The 20060-nt window shown below is 66.2% G+C and carries 18 protein-coding genes; 9 read left to right on the plus strand and 9 right to left on the minus strand.

All coding sequences use genetic code 11. The annotated features are described in order from the left end of the window. Positions 1–10: 10 nt before the first annotated feature. Together KVS69_RS04230 and KVS69_RS04235 are read right to left on the minus strand one after the other, a co-directional pair. Positions 11–2041: a prolyl oligopeptidase family serine peptidase gene (locus KVS69_RS04230; protein ID WP_217537172.1), complete on the minus strand. Its 2031-nt coding sequence runs from the start codon at positions 2039–2041 to the stop codon at positions 11–13. Positions 2042–2135: 94 nt separating this feature from the next. Further along, positions 2136–5114: a TonB-dependent receptor gene (locus tag KVS69_RS04235; protein ID WP_217537175.1), complete on the minus strand. Its 2979-nt coding sequence runs from the start codon at positions 5112–5114 to the stop codon at positions 2136–2138. Between the two features lie 509 nt (positions 5115–5623). On the opposite strand from KVS69_RS04235, the gene apbC reads away from it, so the two are divergent. Then, a complete protein-coding gene (gene apbC, locus KVS69_RS04240; RefSeq protein ID WP_184126669.1) occupies positions 5624–6442 on the plus strand; it encodes an iron-sulfur cluster carrier protein ApbC in 819 nt (272 codons plus the stop codon). Between the two features lie 38 nt (positions 6443–6480). After that, the gene (gene dcd / locus KVS69_RS04245; protein ID WP_068853484.1) at positions 6481–7053 is read left to right on the plus strand and encodes a dCTP deaminase; all 573 of its coding nucleotides are present in this window, start codon (positions 6481–6483) and stop codon (positions 7051–7053) included. Between the two features lie 48 nt (positions 7054–7101). On the opposite strand, the gene KVS69_RS04250 is transcribed toward dcd, so the two are convergent. Genes KVS69_RS04250 through KVS69_RS04260 form a run of 3 tightly spaced genes read right to left on the minus strand, consistent with a single transcriptional unit; the run spans position 7102 to position 8376 of the window. Continuing rightward, positions 7102–7269 carry a DUF5668 domain-containing protein gene (locus KVS69_RS04250; protein ID WP_093533394.1) on the minus strand — a complete coding sequence of 56 codons (168 nt, stop codon included), beginning with the start codon at positions 7267–7269 and terminating at the stop codon, positions 7102–7104. Between the two features lie 16 nt (positions 7270–7285). Continuing rightward, a complete protein-coding gene (locus tag KVS69_RS04255; RefSeq protein WP_068853482.1) occupies positions 7286–7708 on the minus strand; it encodes an HIT family protein in 423 nt (140 codons plus the stop codon). After that, positions 7705–8376 (minus strand): dienelactone hydrolase family protein, encoded by a 672-nt coding sequence (locus KVS69_RS04260; protein WP_217537178.1) that lies wholly within the window; start codon positions 8374–8376, stop codon positions 7705–7707. Before KVS69_RS04260 ends, KVS69_RS04255 begins: the two co-directional genes overlap by 4 nt. A gap of 210 nt (positions 8377–8586) precedes the next feature. On the opposite strand from KVS69_RS04260, the gene rimO reads away from it, so the two are divergent. Together rimO and KVS69_RS04270 are read left to right on the plus strand one after the other, a co-directional pair. Further along, positions 8587–9954: a 30S ribosomal protein S12 methylthiotransferase RimO gene (gene rimO, locus KVS69_RS04265; protein ID WP_217537181.1), complete on the plus strand. Its 1368-nt coding sequence runs from the start codon at positions 8587–8589 to the stop codon at positions 9952–9954. After that, entirely contained in the window at positions 9951–10778 is an 828-nt protein-coding gene (locus KVS69_RS04270) for a DUF3025 domain-containing protein (protein ID WP_217537184.1), read from the plus strand. Before rimO ends, KVS69_RS04270 begins: the two co-directional genes overlap by 4 nt. A 195-nt stretch (positions 10779–10973) precedes the next feature. Here KVS69_RS04270 and greB read toward each other — a convergent pair whose 3' ends face one another. Together greB and KVS69_RS04280 are read right to left on the minus strand one after the other, a co-directional pair. Then, positions 10974–11480: a transcription elongation factor GreB gene (gene greB / locus KVS69_RS04275; RefSeq protein WP_217537187.1), complete on the minus strand. Its 507-nt coding sequence runs from the start codon at positions 11478–11480 to the stop codon at positions 10974–10976. Positions 11481–11483: 3 nt separating this feature from the next. Further along, positions 11484–12989, minus strand: coding sequence for a helicase HerA-like domain-containing protein (locus KVS69_RS04280; protein WP_184126511.1), 1506 nt, complete (start codon positions 12987–12989; stop codon positions 11484–11486). A gap of 135 nt (positions 12990–13124) precedes the next feature. Between KVS69_RS04280 and KVS69_RS04285 the strand changes: the two genes are divergently transcribed. Together KVS69_RS04285 and KVS69_RS04290 are read left to right on the plus strand one after the other, a co-directional pair. After that, a complete protein-coding gene (locus KVS69_RS04285) occupies positions 13125–14735 on the plus strand; it encodes a transglycosylase SLT domain-containing protein (protein WP_093533390.1) in 1611 nt (536 codons plus the stop codon). 16 nt (positions 14736–14751) lie between these two features. After that, entirely contained in the window at positions 14752–15114 is a 363-nt protein-coding gene (locus KVS69_RS04290; RefSeq protein ID WP_184126513.1) for a ribonuclease E inhibitor RraB, read from the plus strand. 168 nt (positions 15115–15282) lie between these two features. Here KVS69_RS04290 and asd read toward each other — a convergent pair whose 3' ends face one another. Beyond that, on the minus strand, positions 15283–16125 hold the full coding sequence (asd, locus tag KVS69_RS04295) for an archaetidylserine decarboxylase (RefSeq protein ID WP_145479861.1): 843 nt from the start codon (positions 16123–16125) through the stop codon (positions 15283–15285). After that, on the minus strand, positions 16122–16772 hold the full coding sequence (locus tag KVS69_RS04300; RefSeq protein ID WP_068853463.1) for an SCO family protein: 651 nt from the start codon (positions 16770–16772) through the stop codon (positions 16122–16124). The genes asd and KVS69_RS04300 overlap by 4 nt, the downstream gene beginning before the upstream one ends. 128 nt (positions 16773–16900) lie before the next feature. Here KVS69_RS04300 and prmB point away from each other — a divergent pair, with 128 nt between their 5' ends. Genes prmB through KVS69_RS04315 form a run of 3 tightly spaced genes read left to right on the plus strand, consistent with a single transcriptional unit; the run spans position 16901 to position 19978 of the window. Continuing rightward, complete coding sequence (gene prmB / locus KVS69_RS04305; protein WP_217537190.1) at positions 16901–17830, plus strand: 50S ribosomal protein L3 N(5)-glutamine methyltransferase; 930 nt, start codon at positions 16901–16903, stop codon at positions 17828–17830. Next, positions 17827–18930: a chorismate synthase gene (gene aroC, locus KVS69_RS04310; protein WP_184126516.1), complete on the plus strand. Its 1104-nt coding sequence runs from the start codon at positions 17827–17829 to the stop codon at positions 18928–18930. The genes prmB and aroC overlap by 4 nt, the downstream gene beginning before the upstream one ends. After that, a complete protein-coding gene (locus KVS69_RS04315) occupies positions 18923–19978 on the plus strand; it encodes a D-glycerate dehydrogenase (RefSeq protein WP_217537192.1) in 1056 nt (351 codons plus the stop codon). Before aroC ends, KVS69_RS04315 begins: the two co-directional genes overlap by 8 nt. Positions 19979–20060 lie beyond the last annotated feature (82 nt).

Raw genomic sequence — 20060 nt, forward strand, 5'->3', positions numbered from 1 at the left:
TCAGCGGCGGTTACAACCCGCCACCACCACACCCCTTGCCCAGGTAATCATCGATCAGCCGCAGCTGGTCGCCCATGATTGCGCGCGTCCACGCCGGGCCATGCGCGTAATCGGCGATTTCGTGGTACTCCACCGGCTGGCCGGAATTCTTCGCCTTGGCCACGAACCATTCGGACTGTTCGATCGGCACGGTGCGGTCGCGGTCGCCGTGGTAGACCATCAGCGGGATCTTCATCTCGCCGGCCTTGTCCAGCGGGTTCAGGCCGTCCACCGTCTTGGCCTGGGCCTGGCGGAAGAACGGGTTGGTGTAGAACCGCGACCAGATCTTCTTGATGTCCGACACGCCGGCACCGGCAATGGCGCACTTGTACAGCCCGTTGGGCCGCACCGATGCGGCGAATGCCGAATAGCCGCCGTAGGAGAAGCCGAACATGGCGATGTGGCCGGGCTGGGCGATCTTCTGGTCGATCATCCACTTGGCGCCATCATCCTTGTCGTCCTGCATCTTCTGGCCCCACTCGGCGTCGCCGGCCATCCACAGCTTGCGGCTCCAGTCGGCCGAGCCGCGGAACTGCGGGCGCAGCACCGCCATGCAGCGCGACGCCATCAGCGGCACCCACATGGAACCGTCGAAGTCCATGCCATCGCGCGCCCACGGGCCGCCGTGCGGGTGCACAACGGCCTTCCACGGACCGGCACCGCACAGTTCGGTGTTCGGGGTGGTCAGGAAGGCGGGAATGTCCAGCCCGTCGCGTGCCTTGTAATAGACCAGCTTGGTCGTGCCCAGCGCGGCCGGGTCGATCTGCGGGTAGGACTTGGCCAGCTCGGTCAGCTGCCCGTTGTTGAACAGGTAGTAGGTGGGCGGGTCGGACGGGCCGGACACCACCACCAGGAAGGTCTTGAGGTTGGCGCTGTAGTCCAGCAGGCGGATCGACCTGCCACCGTCGAGCTGGGTGGTGGCGCGCTGGCCGGTGCCGGGATCGACCAGGGTGACCTCGCTTGCCTGGATGCCCAGGGCCTGGCGCAGGCCCTGTTCCAGCGCCTTGAAGGTCGGATCGGTCCACTCGATCTCGTTCTCGCGCGGGCCGCTGTAGCCAACGCCGAGCAGTGCGCCGAACGGCACGCCGTCCACGTTCTTGTAGCGGTTCAGCACCACGGTGCCGGCATTGAAGAATTTGTGCTCGAACAGCACTTCCTTCTGCTTGCGCGCGGCGATGTCGTATTCGTAGATGACCGTCTTGTCGCGGCCCACGTTGCTCTGGATGAAGGCGATGTTCGGGTCATCGGCAAAGCCGACCACCTGGTTGATGTCGCGATCCTTCACGTGCGAGCGGAAGTGTTCTTCCCAGGAACCGGTAGCGGGGTTGCGGAATTCAGTGGCGATATACGCACCGGTGCCATCCACGTCCTGGCGCAGGCGCGCGCGCAGTTCGCTGTTGAGATCGGTGACATAGCCGGCCACGCGCTCTTCGGTTTTCTGGATGCGCTGGGAGGTGAAGCTGCGCAGGTTCACCTTGTACACGTCACCGGAATTGCTGCCCGAGCCGTTCACCACCAGGATGTGGTCCGGGTCATTGGGCAGGGTATCGAGCACGGTGGAGTTGGACAGGGCCTGCTCCAGTTCTTCGTTGCGGCTGGTGGCACGGGCCGGGCTGATCGGCTCCTTCCACTGCTTTCCTTCGATGTCGGTGATGAAGAACTTGCTGATGAAGGTCTTGTTGACCCGGTCGGTACGCAGGTCGTAAGGCTGCCACAGGGTGACGGCCAGCAGGCCGTTCTTGATGAAGCTCACGCTCTGGAACTTCATGCGGCCGGCACCGATGACGGTGGGCGCCTTGTCCAGGGCGTTGGTTTCCCAGACCACGATGACGCGTTCTTCGCCGTTGGCGCGCAGGCCGGCGATGTGCTTGCCGTCGGGCGAGAGGGACAGGCTGGAAATGGCCGGGAAGGCGGCCATCTGCTCGATGGTCGGTGCCACCGGCTTGGCGTGCAGGAGCGAGGAAGCACTGGCCAGGGCGGCCAGCAGAAGAATCCGTTTCATTGATGACCTCTGTTCGTGGAGCGGGCCGGCCACCGGTTTACCAGGGCCGGAAACGAGACCGCCGCCCCGAAGGGCGGCGGCTCGCGAAGCGGGATCAGAACGAGTAGGTGACGTTTGCGAAGTACTGGCGGCCCCAGTAGTCGAAGCCGCTGTACAGCAACGCATTGCCGACGGTGCTGTACACACCCTGGGAAATGGTCGGCGGTTCCTTGTCCGCCAGGTTGCGCACGCCGACGGTGGCCGACCACTTGTCCGCTTCGTACTGCACCGAGAACGACTGCAGGAAGTAGTTCGGGGTGTAGATCTTGTACGGCGAGGTGTCCGGCTCGAACAGGCCCGGGTTGCGCTCCTCGTAGTACGCGTAGCTGTCCATCTTGTCGATCCAGTCCAGGCCGTAGCGGACCTGCCATTCCTTCCACTTGTAGGCCATGTCGAAGGTGGCGGTGTTCGCCGGGGTGCCCAGCATGCCGGCGTAGTTCACCAGCGGATCGTCCTGGAAGATCTTGCTGGACTGTTCGATGTAGTGGGTGAACTGGGTGGTGGTGCGGAACTCGCCCGGCCCGATGTCACGGACATAACGCAGGGTCAGGTCCACGCCGCGCACCTTGTCGGTGGAGACGTTGATGAAGCCGTTGGTGACCGTCAGTGCGTTGTTCAGCGGGTTGCGGTCGACCAGGCGGCACAGGCCGTTGCCGGCAAGGAAGTCGGCGGTGGCGCTGCCGTAGCATGCGTTCAGGATGCCGGCGCCGCCTGCGGCCTGCACGCCGTTCTCGACCTTGATGTCGAAGTAGTCGGCGGCGAAGGACAGGTCACCGAAACCGCTGCCGAACTCCGGCTGGATCACCACGCCGAGGGTCTTGGCAGTGGAGGTTTCCGCCTTCAGGCCGGTTTCCGCGCCACCCTGGGTGATCACGGTCACGCCCTGGGTTGCGATGTAGTCGGCCGGCAGGCCTTCTGCAGCGCAGTTCTGGTAACGGATCGACGACGGATCGCGGTCGCTGTACTCGTTGCAGGGATCGGAGGTGCTGCCCAGGAAGCCGGTGGTGCCGCCCAGGAACTGTTCGTACAGCGCCGGGGCGCGGTAGGACGTGCCGTAGGACGCGCGGAACGACAGCCACTTCACCGGGGTCCACAGGCCACCGATCTTGTAGGTCTCATCCGAACCGTACGACTCGTAGTCGGTGTAGCGGCCGGACAGGTTGAGGGTCAGCTCTTCGGCAGCGGTGACGCCCGACAGCAGCGGGAATTCCAGTTCGCCGTAGACTTCCGTGACCGAGTCGCTGCCGCGGGTCGGCGCCGCCGAGGTCAGGTTGAACAGGTCGCCGTCGATGGAGTACTGCGACGGGCTGTCGTCGATCTTGGCTTTGCGGTATTCGGCACCGAACGCGCCGCGGACCGTGCCGTGCGGCATGTCGAACAGCGGGCCGTTGACGTTGAAGTTGACCGTGTCTTCCTTGTACATGGTGTTGCCGGTGACCGGCACGAACACCCAGTTCTTCCAGTCCGCCGGCAGGTTGCCGCCGATGGTGTTGGAGTTCAGCGCCGGTGCGGCGATACAGCCGTTCGACGGGTCGACGCAGGAATAGCCGCCGGCACCGTTGGAGACCACGTTCAGGCTCTGCGCCAGGCGGCTGGTCAGGAAGCTCTGGAAGGTGTAGTCGGCGTCATTGTCCGAGTGCATGACATTGAAGTCGTACTTCCAGTCCGCCGTCAGGTTGCCCCGCAGGCCGGCGTTGAAGCGGTAGTAGTCGACGTTCTGCTTGTTCTGGTCGTTGCCGAAGCCGATGAACGCACGCACGCCCATGTTGGCGCCGTTGGTCAGGTTGGTCGCCGGGCCGGCCACGCTGTCGCGCAGGTTGGCCGGGATCAGCGGGCTGCCCACTGCATAGTCCAGCGACAGCTGGCGGTAACCGGTCTGGGTCGACTTGCGCTTGTTGCCCAGGAACTCGTAGTACAGCTCGGCGTCGCCCAGCACGCCGGTGTCGAAGCCGCCCTGCAGGAACAGGGTGTGGGTCTTGGCCGGCGAGATCAGCGACTGGTTCAGCATCGCGTCGTCGAAGGTATCGCGGGTATAGGTGTCCACGCCTTCATAACCGACCAGGCCGGTGGTGACGGCCGCGTTCGGACGCCAGCGGTTGAAACGCGTACCGGCACCACCCGGGGCAGCAACGCCGGTGCGGGTGTTGGTGCCGATCGTGTTGATGGTCACGCCGCCCGCATCGAGGGTGTAGCACTTGGACTTGCCGGTCAGCGGGTCGATGAAGTCGCCGCTGCCCCAGTAGTCGCCCACGTCGATGTCGCGGTACTTGTCGGTGGCGCAACGGGTCCAGTCGCGGTCGCGCAGGCTCAGGTCGTTACGGGTGTAGTACTCGTACGAACCGGAGAAGTGCGAGCGCTCGCCGGTGGTGCCGAACATGATCGAGTAACGGCGCTGGTCACCGCCGCCACCGTCGGTGGCGTTGTGCTGGCCTTCAAAGGAGACGCCGTCGACCTTGGTCTTGGTGACGATGTTGATCACGCCGGCCACGGCGTCGGAGCCGTAGATCGACGAGGCACCGTCCTTCAGGATTTCGATGCGGTCCACGATCGAGTTCGGCAGCACGTTCAGGTCGGCCGAGCCGACCGCGCCACGCGAACCGGCCGGCGCCACGCGGCGGCCATTGAGCAGGATCAGGGTGCGGGTCGGGCCAAGGCCGCGCAGGCCGAGGGTGTTGGCACCGGGGCCGCCGTCGGTGACGTAGCCGCCGTACGCATTGTTGATCTGCGAGCTGCCGGTGGTCACCGCCGTGCTCTGCAGGACGTCGGTGGTGGAGTTGAAGCCGGCGAGCACCGACTCCTGGCGGGTCACGACCTGCACCGGCGACACCGAGTTGAAGGTGTCGCGGCCAATGCGCGAACCGGTCACGGTCACGGTGTCGAAGTTCGTGGTGGCCTTGGCCTTCTCGGCGGCGACTTCTTCGGCCGTCTTGGTCGAAGTGGTGTCCTGCGCGAATGCCGGCGCGGCCGCGAACACCATCGCGGTAGCCAGGGCGAAGCTCAGCGGATTCCGGCTGAGCGACTTGCGATTCATCATGTGTGGATCCCCTTGGAACGATCGATTGCGTCAAACACCGGTGACATGGACCAGCAGGCGTCTCCGTGTGCCCTCGGATCAGGTCTTGGCAATGGCTGCCCCCCTGTTCACCAGCTTCACGAGCTGATGATTCGAGGTTAACACGGGCTTAACGCGCCCTGTCAACTGTTCATCAAGAGGTCATAAAGACAAGATACGCAAAGCCATGCTTTCGTTCTCATCTGTGTTGCAACATGTTGAAAAGTAATGACTTAATAATGGTTTGTGATGAAACCATTCCCTCCGTACCGTGACGGATGCACGGTTCACTTTTTGGCCGCACCGCACCACGGAATCCGTTCCTGACGTGCGAATGTCGTGAAAATCGTTTACGGGACAGCCCCAGGACAGGGCAGGACAACGGCCTGGCAGCGCAGGGACGCCCTGTATAGTGGCGGGCTGTCCCGTTCGGCTTTTCCGGAGTTCCCGCAGTGAGTGCCAGCCCGTCTCGACGTCCCCATGCCAGCCAGGTGCAGAAGGGCTTGACCCTTCATCCGCGCGTCCGCAACGTGATCGCGGTCGGGTCAGGCAAGGGCGGGGTGGGCAAATCCACCACGGCGGTGAACCTGGCCGTGGCGCTGGCCCGCCTGGGCGCGCGGGTCGGGCTGTTGGATGCCGACATCTACGGCCCCAGCGTGCCGATGATGCTGGGCCTGAGCGGCCGCCCGGAAAGCCCGGACAACAAGTCGATCGAGCCGCTGCGCGCGTTCGGCGTGGAGACCATGTCGATCGGCTACCTGATCGAGGACGAGACGCCGATGATCTGGCGCGGTCCGATGGCGACCTCGGCCATGACCCAGTTCTTCAACGACACCCTCTGGGATGACCTGGACTACCTGCTGATCGACCTGCCGCCCGGTACCGGCGACATCCAGCTGACCCTGACCCAGAAGATTCCGCTGGCCGGCGCGGTCATCGTCACCACCCCGCAGGACATCGCCACGCTGGATGCGAAGAAAGCGCTGAAGATGTTCGAAAAGGTCGAGGTGCCGGTGCTGGGCATCGTCGAGAACATGGCCGTGCACACCTGCAGCAACTGCGGCCACATCGAACACCTGTTCGGCGATGGCGGCGGCGAACGCATGGCCACGCAGTACGGCGTGCCCCTGCTGGGCTCGCTGCCGCTGGATATCGGCATCCGCGAGCAGGGCGATGCCGGCACCCCGATCACCGCCGCCGCGCCGGAGTCGCCGGCCGCGCAGGCTTACCTGCGCGCCGCCGAGCGGCTGGTGGAGGAAGTGGCCAAGCGCCCGCGCGCCAGCATTCCGATCCTGTCCTCGCTGCTCTGATCGCCTAGAATCGCCCATTCCCGCACCCAGGACTCCCCATGAGCATCAAGAGTGACCGTTGGATCCGCCGCATGTCCGAACAGCACGGCATGATCGAGCCGTTCGAAGCCGGCCAGGTCAAGCAGGCCAACGGCCAGCGCATCGTCAGCTACGGCACCTCCAGCTATGGCTACGACGTGCGCTGCTCGCGCGAGTTCAAGGTGTTCACCAACATCAACTCCACCATCGTCGACCCCAAGCACTTCGACCCGGGCAGCTTCGTGGACATCGTGGGCGACGAGTGCATCATCCCGCCCAACAGCTTCGCGCTGGCGCGCACCGTGGAGTACTTCCGCATTCCGCGCGACACCCTGGTGGTATGCCTGGGCAAGAGCACCTACGCGCGCTGCGGGATCATCGTCAACGTGACCCCGCTGGAGCCGGAGTGGGAAGGCCACGTAACCCTGGAGTTCAGCAACACCACGCCGCTGCCGGCGCGCATCTACGCCAACGAAGGCGTGGCCCAGATGCTGTTCTTCCAGGCCGACAGCGACGACATCTGCGAGACCTCGTACAAGGATCGCGGCGGCAAGTACCAAGGCCAGACCGGCGTGACCCTGCCGCGCACCTGAGCGGCGGGGCAAATGAAAAAGCGCGGATCGCTCCGCGCTTTTTTTTGGTTATTTCCCGCGTCCGAACAACAACCCGATCCCCACTGCCACCAGGATCACCGGCCACCAGGTAAGGATCAGGCGACCCAGGTTCATGTTGGTCCAGCCCAGGTTGCTGGCCAGCAGGAACAGGCCGACGAGGATCAGGACGATGGCGGCGACAAGGTTGGAGCGCATCAGGGGCAGGGTCCGCTTAGGGCTGGGGCGAATATCCTAGCCGTTCCTTCCACATCGCGACACGCTCCTGCAGCACGGCCGCATCGAACGGATGGGCCTGGCCATGCCCCCACACCGGTGCCGGCCACGCCGGATCGCCCACATGTCGGCCGACCACGTGGAAGTGCAGCTGCGGCACGATGTTGCCCAGCGTGGCGAAGTTGATCTTCTCGACCCCGTCGGTGCCCTTCAGCGCCCGGCAGCATCGGTTCAATTCCGTACGCAGCTGGTCCTGCTGGTTGCCGTCGAGCTCCAGCCATTCGGTGATGCCGGTCACGCGCGGCACCAGCACCAGCCACGGGAACCGTTCGTCGTTCATCAGCCGCACTTGCGACAACGGGCCTTGGTCCACCAGCACACTGTTGGCGGCCAGGCGTGAATCCAGTTCAAAATCGCTCATCCAAGATGCTCCGAGAAGAAGTCCAGGGTGCGTGTCAGCGCCAGCTCGGCGCTGTCCGGATCATACGCATGTCCGACGCTGCGGTTAAAGGCGTGGTCGGCCGGATAGACGAAGGTGGCCATCTTGGGCAGCTTCTCGCGGTGGGCCTGGATGGCCTCGGGCGGAATGCTCTTGTCCTGCGCGCCGAAGTGGAACATGACCGGCGCCTTGGGCGTCTCATCCAGGAACTGCACGTTGCGCGCGCCGTAGTAGCTCACCGAGGGCAGGCCCAGGCGCAGGGCGGAGAGCAGGGCGATGGTGCCACCCCAGCAGTAGCCCACCGTGCCGACCTTGCCGGCCGGGGCCAGCCGTGAGGCCGCCGCGCGCACCACTTCCAGCGCCTTCTCCACGCCCAGTGCATTGACGTGTTCCAGCCCCTGCTTCACCCCGTCCGGGTCATAGGGCAGGGCATCCGGGTCGGAATCCGCCTCGTCGACCAGGTCGAAGAAGGAGGGGGCCAGCACCGCGTAGCCCTTCGCAGCAAAGCCCTCGGCCACCTCGCGGATGTGCGCGTTGGTGCCGAAGATCTCCTGGATGACCACCAGGCCCCCGCGCGGCTTGCCCTCCGGCGTGGCCTGCCAGGCCCGGACCGGACCGTGATGCGTATCAAGCGTGACCCACTCACCCATTGCCAGACTCCTGTTGGTTCAGGCGTTCATTATCGGCGCGCCGCAGGTTAGCGGGGTGTCGCGGGCATGCCGGGATTGGCGGTTGGCGTTGCCGGAGCCGCCGATGCATTCAGGGCCGGGGCCACAACGCCGGTATACTTGCCGCCGTTTCCGGCCCCAGGTCCCCGCGCCATTCCGGCGTGGGCCCAGGCCCCCAGAGTCCCGCGATCCATGTCCCAGCTGAACCCCAAAGTCGGCTTCGTCAGCCTTGGCTGCCCGAAGGCCCTCGTCGATTCCGAGCGCATCCTCACCCAGCTTCGGGCCGAGGGCTACGACATCGTTCCTTCCTACGATTCGGCCGACGTGGTGGTAGTCAACACCTGCGGCTTCATCGATTCGGCGGTGACCGAGTCGCTGGACGCGATCGGCGAGGCGATGAACGCCAACGGCAAGGTGATCGTCACCGGCTGCCTGGGCAAGCGCCCGGAAGAGATCCGCAAGGCCTACCCGGACGTGCTGGCCGTCTCCGGCCCGCAGGACTACACCAGCGTGATGGAGGCGGTGCACGCCGCGCTGCCGCCCAAGCATGACCCGTTCGTGGACCTGGTCCCGGACTACGGCATCAAGCTGACGCCGCGCCACTACGCCTACCTGAAGATTTCCGAAGGCTGCAACCACCATTGCAGCTTCTGCATCATCCCCTCGATGCGCGGCAGGCTGGTCTCGCGCCCGGTCGATGAGGTGCTGCGTGAAGCCGAGCGGCTGGTGCGTGGCGGCGTGAAGGAACTGCTGGTGGTGTCGCAGGACACCTCGGCCTACGGCGTGGACGTCAAGTACGCCGAGCGCATGTGGCGCGACAAGGCCTACCAGACCCGCATGAAGTCGCTGTGCGAAGGCTTGTCCGAGCTCGATGCCTGGACCCGCATGCACTACGTGTACCCGTACCCGCACGTGGATGACGTGGTCCCGCTGATGGCCGAGAACCGGATCCTGCCGTACCTGGACATTCCGTTCCAGCACGCCAGCCCGCGCATCCTCAAGCTGATGAAGCGCCCGGGTGCGGTCGACAAGACCCTGGAACGCGTGCAGCGCTGGCGCCAGCTGTGCCCGGACATCACCGTGCGCTCGACCTTCATCGTCGGCTTCCCCGGCGAGACCGAAGCCGAGTTCGAGGAACTGCTGTCGTTCCTGGATGAGGCGCAGCTGGACCGCGTGGGCGCGTTCGCGTATTCGCCGGTCACCGGCGCCACCGCCAACGACCTGCCCGGCGCGGTGCCCGAAGAAGTGAAGCAGGAGCGCCTGGCGCGCTTCATGGCCCGCCAGGCCGACATTTCCGCTGCGCGCCTGGAAGCCAAGATCGGCACGGTGCAGCAGTGCCTGGTCGATGCGATTGAAGACGGCATCGCGGTGGCCCGTTCCAAGGCCGATGCGCCGGAGATCGACGGCCTGGTGCACATCCAGAACGCCGATGAAGCCAGGCTGCGCGTGGGCCAGTTCGTGGACGTGGAAATCACCGAGAGCGACGACCACGACCTCTACGGCGACGCGTTGATCGACGAGAGTGCGGCAAAGAAACTGCTCGACCTCAAGGTGCTGTGACCGACGCGGCCGCCCCCGGGGCGGTCGGCCGCCGGCGTTTCATCGCGCCGGCGCGCGCGGACGTGGATCGGGCGTGCTTCGCCCATCCGCTGTTTGCCGCGTTCGCGGATTACCAGGGCCTGATGGTGGCCGCCGACTGGCCGACCCTTTCCGCGTTGAACCGGCAGCTCGCTTTATCGGGAAAGCAGCTGGTGGAGCAGGACGACGAACTGCTGGCCGACGGCCTGCACTACGAGCAGCGCATTGAACGCGGGCAGATCGCCACGCGCCCGTGCAACTGGCATGACCTGTTCAATGCACTGGTGTGGGCGCGCTACCCGGCAGTGAAGGCCGCGCTCAATGCCCGCCAGTGCCAGGACATCGAGCGGAACCCGCCCGGCCAGCGCACCCGCGCGCAGGCCGCGCTGACCCAGTTCGACGAAACCGGCGTGATCGTGCGGGTGCGCGATGCGTCGTTGCTGCACGCATGGGGCCGCCACGACTGGCACGCGTTGTTCGTCGACGGCGCGGCGCGGTGGCGCAGCGGCGACATCGCCATATCCGCCGTGTTCGGGCATGCGTTGATGGAGCAGGCGCTGCTGCCGTCGCGATTGCTGGTGGGCAAGTGTGTAGTGGTGCAAGGCGATGATGATGCGCAGGTGGTGGAGCAGGTAGCGCAGGCCATCGCGCGTGCCGACGTGCTCAATGATCCGCTGGAGCTGCGGCCACTGCCGTTGATGGGGATCCCCGGTTGGCATGCCGATCAGGACCACGCGTTCTATCAGCGGATCGAGTATTTCCGGCCAGCCCGAGCGGGCAGGGTGTACCCCTCAACCGTCCGGTAGCGCACTGGAATCAACGTCAAACGCGCTCTCCGCCGACGTTCATGCCACCATCGAACGCGGCATGTTCCACGGCAGTCGATCGGGATGCGACCCTACCAGCCCTGCATGCACTGGTAGGGTTGGTTCCCAAACAACCGCCCATGACGGTTCAACGCCCGGTAACGCATTGCAACCAACGTCGTAACCGCCTTCGCATCACCCAACCGGATACTCCACCGCCAGGATCGCAAACCCGGTCCGCCCGCTCGGCAGTTCCACCTCGAACTCGTCATCCACGCGCTTCTTCAACAACGCACGCGCCAACGGCGAATCGATGCTGATCCACCCGGCACCCGCATCGGTCTCGTCCGGGCCCACGATGCGGTACCGGCTGACATCGCCGCTGTCCACGTTCTCCAGCTCCACCCACGCGCCAAAAAAAACCGCCTGCGGGTCGGTCGGCACGGTATCCACCACCCGCAGCGACTCCAGCCGTTTGGTCAGGTAACGCACGCGCCGGTCAATCTCGCCCAGCTGCTTCTTGCGGTAGGTGTACTCGGCATTCTCCGAACGATCGCCTTCCGCCGCAGCCGCGGCCAACGCCTTGACCACCTCCGGCCGGCGCACGCGCCACAGCTCGTCCAGCTCGCGCTTCAACCGCTGGTGGCCCTGTGCGGTGATCAGGGCCGTGCTCTTTTCCGCAGGGGGACGCCAACGCGACATCGGTCAGCGCTTGCCTCCGAAAATGCCGCCCAGGATGCCGCGCACGATCTGGTTGCCCAGCTTGGTGCCCATGGTGCGGGTGGTCTGCTTGGCCATCGTTTCGATCATGCCCTGGCGGCGCTTGGTGCCGAAGATCGCATCCTTGATCGACTGGCCGAAGCCGCCTTCCTGCTGCTCATCCTGCTCACGGGTACGCGCCTTGGGCGCGTCGGGCTGTTCCACCACCTTGGCCGCGCGCTGGGCCAGCAGCTCCGCTGCCGATTCGCGGTTCACTGCGGTGTCGTAGCGGCTGCCGACCGGGCTGCCGGCGCGTACCTGCGCACGCTCGGCCTCGGTGATCGCGCCCATCCGGCAGCGCGGCGGGGCGATCCGGGTCTGCTGCACGGGGGAGGGGATGCCTTTGTCCTGCAGCGTGGACACCAGCGCCTCGCCGGTACCCAGCTGGGAAAGGGCCGCCACCACGTCCAGCTTCGGGTTCGGCACGAAGGTTTCGGCGGCGATTTTCACCGCCTTCTGGTCGCGCGGGGTGAACGCCCGCAGCGCGTGCTGCACGCGGTTGCCCAGCTGGCCCAGGATGTTGGCTGGCACGTCGTCGGGGAACTGCGAGCAGAAGTACACGCCCACGCCCTTGGAGCGGATCAGCCGCACCACCTGCTCGATGCGCTGCACCAGCGCAGCCGGCGCGTCGTCGAACAGCAGGTGCGCCTCGTCGAAGATGAAGACCAGCTTGGGCTTGTCCAGGTCACCCACCTCCGGCAGCGTCTCGAACAGCTCCGACAGCAGCCACAGCAGGAAGGTCGAGTACAGGCGCGGCTTGAGCACCAGCTGGTCGGCGGCCAGGATGCCGATCACGCCGCGGCCGTCGTGATTGACCCGCATCAGGTCGGCCAGCTCCAGCGCCGGCTCGCCAAAGAAGGATTCACCGCCGTCCTGCGACAGCCGCAGCAGCGAACGCTGGATCGCCGCCACCGTCTGCGCGCTGACCAGCCCATATTCGGTGGAGATGTCCTTGCGCTCGTCGGCCACCAGGCCGAGCAGGGCACGCAGGTCGTCCAGGTCGAGCAGCAGCAGGCCACGGTCGTCGGCCAGCTTGAACACGATGTCCAGCACCCCCGACTGGGTGTCGTTGAGCTCCAGGATGCGCGCCAGCAGGGTCGGGCCCATTTCGCTCACCGTAGTGCGCACCGGGTGGCCCAGCTTGCCGTACAGGTCCCAGAAGATCGTGGGGCTGCCGGCCGGCGCGTAATCGGCCACGCCGATCTCCTTCGCGCGCTGCAGCAGCGCCTCGGTGCCGGCGCCGGGCACGGCCAGGCCGGAGACATCGCCCTTGACGTCGGCCAGGAACACCGGCACGCCGATGCGCGAAAAGCCTTCGGCCAGGGTCATCAGGGTCACGGTCTTGCCCGTGCCCGTCGCCCCGGCCACCAGGCCATGGCGGTTGCCCAGTTTCGGTTGCAGGGTGACGGGGACATCGTCGGTGATGCCTTTGCCGAGCAGGATCGGATCCATGGTCAACTCGCTCTGTGGACGGGCTATGTGAATGGGCAGGATTCTAAACGTCGGCGGGTATCGGCCACCTGACCGGGTTGCCCCGATGCGAGTGGCACGGCTACTCTGCCCTGTCTTTTGCCCACAGTGCCAAAAATGCCCGTTCCTGTCCTGCTTGCCCGTGGTTGGCCATTGTTGGCGCTCGCTTCCCTGCTGTCGTTCGTCCCCGAGGCCCATGCCCAGCGGGTCTCCGCCCGTGACAAGGTCAAGGTCGAAGCCCTGGAGCAGCGCATGGCCGCGGCCGAAAAGCGCTATGCCGATGCGTTGGTGCTGGTCAACAACGCCGACCCCAAGGGCAAGAACGAAGGCGATGCCGCGCTGGAGGACATGGAAGATGTCATCAGCGCCTGCATTGCGCAGAAGGGCTGCCAGGTCAGCAACCTGCTGGTGACCTACAAGCGCCTGCTGAAGAACAACGCCGACGCGCGCGATGGTGACGACAGCGATGCGATCCCGGTCGATGGCGGCCTGCTGGAGGCCGACCCGGATCATGTGGGCCCGCTGACAGCCGATGTGCCCGAAGCGGCGCGTGCGGCCGCGCTGCTCAACGACAAGCGCCATGCCTTCGACAGCATGGTCGAATACAACCCGGCCGTGCAGGCCGGTATCCGCCGCTGGCTGACCGACATGCGCCCGGCGTTGATGAACTCCTACGAGAATTACCAGAGCCTGCGCGCGGTGATGTGGCCGGAGTGGGAAAAGCGCGGCCTGCCGGAGGCGCTGCTGTTCGGGATCATGGCCAAGGAGTCCAACGGCCGCGTGCACGCCTCCTCCCGCGCTGGCGCCGCCGGGCTGATGCAGTTCATGCCGGCCACCGGCCGCCGCTTCGGGCTGGGTCCGGACGGCACCGGCTTCGACACCCGCTTCGACGCGCGCAGCGCCGCCGAAGCCAGTGCCAATTACCTCAACGAGCGCATGCGCGAGCTCAACAACAACGTGGAGCTGTCGCTGGCCGGCTACAACGGTGGCGAAGGCCGTGCCGGGCGGGTGTATCGCCAGAACGTGGGGCAGAGCTTCTGGGTGGACAGCGTCTACAACCAGTTCCCGGCCGAAACCAAGGACTACGTGCCGATGGTGATCGCCGCCGCGTGGATCTACCTGCACCCGCAGCAGTACGGCGTGGACTTCCCCAAGGTCAGTGCGCAGCCGGCCACCATCCGCCTGGCCAAGTCCACCACCATCTATGAGCTGACCATCTGCCTGGGCAGCACCGGCACCCGCGACGGCTACATGCGCGCGCTGCGCAACCTCAACCCGCGCTATGAGGCCGACGGCTGGATCCCGGCCGGCACGCTGATCAACGCCACCACCCGCATTGCCGGGCTGTACAACCGCTACTGCGTCAGCGGCCCGCGCGCGGACCTGGCACGCACGCTGATCACCGCCGATCTCAATGCGGCCATCGTCCGTCCGACCGTGGCCAGCTACACCGGCAACGTGGCGGTGGGCAGTGTGGTGCCGGTAGCCGGCCTGCAGGCCAGCACCCCGGTGGCCACCGCCCCGGCTGCGCCGGTGGCAGTACCGGCGCCAAAGCCGAAGGCCAAGCCGGTGCGCAGCCACAAGGTGGGCAAGGGTGAGACCCTGGGCCGGATCGCCGACAAGTTCGATTGCGATGTGCGTGAGCTGGCCAAGGCCAATGGGCTCAAGGCGCCCGCGTATGCGCTGCGTCAGGGCCAGTCGATCAAGCTGCAGGGCTGCGGTAAATAACTTCCGGGGAACACTGATGGATATCACCGCAATCAACGAGATGTTCGCCAACATCCGTGAAAACACCGACTGGGACCTCAACGGCAACCTGGTGTGGGGTTACTTCTTCGTCAACACCACGCCGGAGCCGCTGCACGGGCTGGCCAGGGTGCTGGAAGGGGAGGGCTACACCGTGGTCGAGGTGTTCGAGCCGGAGCTGGAAGAAGGCGAAGCGGAGTACCACGTGCTGCACGTGGAGCGGGTGGAAACCCACACCGAAGCGTCGCTGGACAAGCGCAACCACGAGCTGCAGGCGCTGGCCGAAGCCAACGGGGTCGAGGATTACGACGGGATGGATGTAGGGCCCGTCGAGTTCGCGCACGATCCGGGTAATGCTTGAAAAAAAACGCCCCGTGGAAACGGGGCGTTTTTTTTCGTGTACGTGCGCAGGGTCATGGCGTTGACACGCATGGCGTGTCACTACGATCCTTGGTCGCTTGGGGCTGGGGTCGCATGTTGATGGTGGGTGGCACACGTTGCGTAGGGACACGCCATGCGTGTCCGCTTCTCAACGAAGGGTAGCCAATGCCTGACCGAGCTGCACGGCATGCTCGGCATCCAGATGCGGGGCGAAATCGGCCACGCCCGGCGGCAGCAGCACGATCACCGTGGAGCCGTAATTGAAGCGCGCCATCTCGGCAAACCGTTCCAGGGTGATGCCCTTGCCACGGTAATCCTTGCGGGTGATGGTGTCGCCATAGGCCGGAATCTCTTCGCCACCCCAGACCGTCTCCACGCCCGACACCAGCAGCGCGCCCACCATCACCTGCACCATCGGGCCGAAGTCGGTGTCGAAATGGCAGACCAGCCGCTCGTTGCGGGCGAACAGCCCCGGGACGTTGTTGACTGCCGCCGGGCCCACGCTGAACAGGCGGCCGGGCACGTGCACGGTTTCGCGCAGGGTGCCGGTCCACGGCATGTGCACGCGGTGGTAGTCCTTCGGCGACAGGTAGACGGTGGCGAACAGGCCGTGGTGGAACACCTCGGCGTCGGCTGCATCGCCCAGCAGCTCGGCGGCGGTGAACGACTGTCCCTTGGCCTGGAAGATGCGGCCGTCCTCAATGGCGCCCAGCTGGCTGATCCGGCCGTCGGCCGGCATCACCAGGGTGCGGGCGCCGGCGTCGGGCACGCGCGCGCCGGGCTTCAGGGCGCGGGTGAAGAACTGGTTGAAGGTCGGATAACTGCGCGGGTCGGGATTGGCCGCCTCGGCCAGGTTCACCCCGAACTTTTCGGTCACCGTGTCGATCAGCCAGCGCGAGATCCGCGGGTTGCTGGAATACGCCAGGCGCCGCGCCATCGACGACAGCAGGCGGTGGGGCAGGACGTAGCTCAGCGTGGTGGTCAGGCTCATGGGGCGGATTTCTCGGTCAACAGGTTCAGGTCGCGGGCAATGGCCTGCGGGTTGAAAGGGGGGCGGATCAGGCCGGCCAGCCTGCCGTCCGGGTCCAGCACGGCCAGGCTGGCCGAATGTTCCAGGGTGTAGTCCTGCGGATTTTCTTCAAAGCCCTTGCCCGGCACCTTCTGGAACACGAAGCCCAGCGCAGTGGCAAAGCGCTCCAGCGAAGGCACGTCGGCGGTGGCCGCCAGGGTGTCCTTGTGGAAGGCATGCACGTATTCGCCCAGGCGTGCCGGGGTGTCGCGCTCGGGGTCCACCGAGACGAACACCAGGCGCGGGCGCAGGCTCTCGGGCAGGGTTTCCCACTGTTTCTGGGCCTGGGCCAGGTCGGCCAGGGTGGTCGGGCAGATGTCGGGGCAGGACAGGAAGCCCAGAAACACCAGGGTCCAGTGGCCCTTGAGCTCGCCGGGAATCAGCCGGGTACCGTCGGACTGGCCCAGGTTGAAGTCCGGCAGCGGGCGCGGCTGCGGGTAGAAGGTGATCGACTCGGTGGCCGGGCGGTTGCCGGCCGGTTTCGGCGCGAACACCTTCTGGGCGACGACCAGGCCGAGCCCGGCGGCCAGCGCGATGAGCAGGATGATGCCGACATTGCGATTGAACATGAAAGGCCCGTACCCGAAGGGGCCTCCATGATAGGGGATGGGGGCGGCGGTTTCCGTTTCCGCTGCAACGGATGCCGTGCTGCGCCGCAGCGCCTATAATCTGGGGCCACTTTGTCTGTTGCCCTGCCATGACCGCCGAAACGGCCGCCGAACTCCATACGATCATCGACCTGATCCGCTACGGCACCAGCCGTTTCAACGCCGCCGGGCTGACCTTCGGGCACAGCTACGACAACGCCCTGGACGAAGCCACCCAGCTGGTCCTGCACGCGCTGCACCTGCCGCACGACCTCGGCCCGGCCTATGGCGCCGCCCGCGTGCTCGCATCGGAGAAGACCGAGGTGCTGGCGCTGTTCGAGCGCCGCATCAGCGAGCGCCTGCCGGCCGCCTACCTGACCGGTGAAGCCTGGTTCGCCGGCCTGAGCTTCAAGAGCGACCGCCGTGCCCTGGTGCCGCGCTCGCCGATCGCCGAGCTGATCGAAACCGGCTTCGAGCCGTGGCTGGCCGGCCGTGACGTACACCGCGCGCTGGACCTGTGCACCGGTTCGGGCTGCATCGCCATCGCCATGGGCCACTACTACCCGAACTGGGAAGTGGACGGCGTGGACCTCAGCGATGAGGCCCTGTCGCTGGCTGAAGAGAACAAGGAACGCCTGCAGGCGCACAACGTCACCCTGCTCAAGTCGGACCTGTTCAACGGCCTCACCGGCCGCCACTACGACCTGATCGTGACCAACCCGCCATACGTCACCAACGACGAAACCGACGCGCTGCCGAAGGAATACTCGTACGAGCCCGAAATGGGCCTGCGTGCCGGCGACGACGGCCTTGACCTGGTGCTGAAGATCCTGCGCGACGCGCCGCTGCACCTGAGCGAAGACGGCCTGCTGATCTGCGAAGTGGGCGAATCCGAACAGCACCTGATCAAGCTGCTGCCGGAAGTCGATTTTGCGTGGATTGAATTCAAGGTCGGCCAGATGGGCATCTTCGCGGTCGAGTGCCGCGAGCTGATCGCCCACAGCGCCCGCATCACCGAACTGGCAGCGCAGCGGCCGTGAGTTCCAATACCTTCGGCAAGCTGCTTTCGGTCACCACCTTCGGCGAATCGCACGGTCCGGCGATCGGCTGCGTGATCGACGGCTGCCCGCCGGGGCTGGAGATCAGTGCCGACGAATTCGCCCACGACCTGCAGCGCCGCGCCACCGGCAAGAGCCGGCACACCTCGGCGCGGCGCGAGGCCGATGAGGTCGAGATCCTCTCGGGCGTGTACGAGGGCCGCACCACCGGTACGCCCATTGCGCTGCTGATCCGCAACACCGACCAGCGCAGCAAGGATTACAGCAACATCGCCCAGCAGTTCCGCCCGGGCCATGCCGACTACAGCTACTGGCAGAAGTACGGCATCCGCGACCCGCGCGGTGGCGGCCGCTCGTCCGCGCGCGAAACCACCATGCGCGTGGCCGCCGGCGTGATTGCGAAGAAGTGGCTGCTGCAGCGCTTCGGGGTGACCGTGCGCGGTTACCTGTCGCAGCTGGGCGAGATCACCCCGACCGGCCATGACTGGTCGGCGGTGGAAGACAATCCGTTCTTCTGGCCGGTGGCCGAACAGGTCCCCGCGCTGGAAAGCTACATGGACGCGCTGCGCAAGTCCGGCGATTCGGTCGGCGCGCGGGTCAACGTGGTGGCCGATGGCGTGCCGCCGGGCTGGGGCGAGCCGATCTACGGCAAGCTCGATGGCGAACTCGCCTCGGCGCTGATGAGCATCAACGCGGTCAAGGGCGTGGAGATCGGCGACGGCTTTGCCAGCGCCGCCCAGAAGGGCACCGAACACCGTGACCTGATCACCCCCGAAGGCTTCGCCAGCAACCATGCCGGCGGCATCCTCGGCGGTATTTCCACCGGCCAGCAGGTCACCGCCTCGATCGTGCTCAAGCCCACCTCCAGCCTGCGCCTGCCCGGCGCCACGGTGGATGCCAGCGGTGCGGCCGTCGATGTGATCACCACCGGCCGCCATGATCCGTGCGTCGGCATCCGCGCCACGCCCATCGCCGAGGCGATGATGGCGCTGGTGCTGATGGACCAGGCGCTGCGCCACCGCGCCCAGTGCGGTGACGTGGGCGAGATCACGCCACGCATTCCCGGCGCCATCGATGGCTGAGACGCGCCCCCGGGTCTGGGTCAGCCAACCGCTGTTCGATGATGTCATCGAACAGCTCGGGCAGCATGTCGAGCTTGCGATGACCCACGAGGTCACCCGCTACACGCCCGCGATGCTGGCCGAACAGCTGGCCCGGGTCGATGGCGCGCTGATCACCCTCAACGAACGCATCGGCCCGGCCGAGATCGCCAACGCGCCGCAGCTGCGCGCGATCGCCAACGTCGGCGTGGGGTACAACAACCTGGATGTAGGCGCGCTCAGCGCGGCCGGCATCCTGGCCAGCAACACCCCGGATGTGCTGACCGAAACCACCGCCGACCTCGGGTTCGCGCTGCTGATGGCCACCGCGCGGCGCATCACCGAATCCGAACGCTGGCTGCGCGACGGCCAGTGGGGCCAGTGGTCGTTCCAGACCATGCTGGGCGCCGACATCCATGGCAGCACGCTGGGCATCCTGGGCATGGGCCGGATCGGGCAGGGCATTGCCCGCCGCGGCGCGCTCGGTTTTGGGATGCGCGTGCTGTACCACAACCGCTCGCGCCTGCCCGAAGCCACCGAAGCCGAGGTAGGCGCGCAGTATGTCGAGCTGGACACGCTGCTGGCGCAGGCCGACCACCTGGTGCTGGTGCTGCCGTACAGCGCGTCCTCGCACCACATCATCGACGCCGCCGCACTGGCGAAGATGAAGCCCAGCGCCACGCTGGTGAACATCGCCCGTGGCGGCATCGTCGACGAGCTGGCCCTGGCCGATGCGCTGGCCCACGGCCGGCTGGCCGCCGCCGGGCTGGACGTGTTCGAAGGCGAGCCCACCGTGCGCCCGGAATTGCTGGCCCTGCACAACATCGTGCTTACCCCGCACATCGGCAGCGCCAGCCAGGCCACGCGCCGGGCGATGGTGCAGCTGGCCGTGGACAACCTGCTGGCCGCGCTCGGCCTCGGCGCGAACGCCGGCAACCCGCCCAGCGCGATCAACGCCGACGCCGTGGCCGCCGTGAAAACCGGCGCCGCCACCGTGGGCGGCAAAAAAACCGACGACGCCAAACGATAGGGAACCGCGCGGCCATCACGTGAGGTTCCCCGAGCCCAATCCGCAACGCGTGTCCCCTTCTTCACCACGGTAGGTACCGACC

The sequence above is a fragment of the Stenotrophomonas sp. GbtcB23 genome, assembly GCF_019091045.1.
Classification (GTDB): Bacteria; Pseudomonadota; Gammaproteobacteria; order Xanthomonadales; family Xanthomonadaceae; genus Stenotrophomonas; species Stenotrophomonas rhizophila_A.

Coding starts and splice junctions, on each gene's coding strand:
- KVS69_RS04255 (WP_068853482.1), bottom strand. CDS start 7,708: ATGAGCGATTTTGAACTGGATTCACGCCTGGCCGCCAACAGTGTGCTG.
- rimO (WP_217537181.1), top strand. CDS start 8,587: ATGTCCCAGCTGAACCCCAAAGTCGGCTTCGTCAGCCTTGGCTGCCCG.
- KVS69_RS04285 (WP_093533390.1), top strand. CDS start 13,125: ATGCCCGTTCCTGTCCTGCTTGCCCGTGGTTGGCCATTGTTGGCGCTC.
- KVS69_RS04235 (WP_217537175.1), bottom strand. CDS start 5,114: ATGATGAATCGCAAGTCGCTCAGCCGGAATCCGCTGAGCTTCGCCCTG.
- prmB (WP_217537190.1), top strand. CDS start 16,901: ATGACCGCCGAAACGGCCGCCGAACTCCATACGATCATCGACCTGATC.
- KVS69_RS04230 (WP_217537172.1), bottom strand. CDS start 2,041: ATGAAACGGATTCTTCTGCTGGCCGCCCTGGCCAGTGCTTCCTCGCTC.
- KVS69_RS04250 (WP_093533394.1), bottom strand. CDS start 7,269: ATGCGCTCCAACCTTGTCGCCGCCATCGTCCTGATCCTCGTCGGCCTG.
- dcd (WP_068853484.1), top strand. CDS start 6,481: ATGAGCATCAAGAGTGACCGTTGGATCCGCCGCATGTCCGAACAGCAC.
- asd (WP_145479861.1), bottom strand. CDS start 16,125: ATGAGCCTGACCACCACGCTGAGCTACGTCCTGCCCCACCGCCTGCTG.
- KVS69_RS04315 (WP_217537192.1), top strand. CDS start 18,923: ATGGCTGAGACGCGCCCCCGGGTCTGGGTCAGCCAACCGCTGTTCGAT.
- greB (WP_217537187.1), bottom strand. CDS start 11,480: ATGTCGCGTTGGCGTCCCCCTGCGGAAAAGAGCACGGCCCTGATCACC.
- KVS69_RS04300 (WP_068853463.1), bottom strand. CDS start 16,772: ATGTTCAATCGCAATGTCGGCATCATCCTGCTCATCGCGCTGGCCGCC.
- KVS69_RS04290 (WP_184126513.1), top strand. CDS start 14,752: ATGGATATCACCGCAATCAACGAGATGTTCGCCAACATCCGTGAAAAC.
- KVS69_RS04280 (WP_184126511.1), bottom strand. CDS start 12,989: ATGGATCCGATCCTGCTCGGCAAAGGCATCACCGACGATGTCCCCGTC.
- KVS69_RS04260 (WP_217537178.1), bottom strand. CDS start 8,376: ATGGGTGAGTGGGTCACGCTTGATACGCATCACGGTCCGGTCCGGGCC.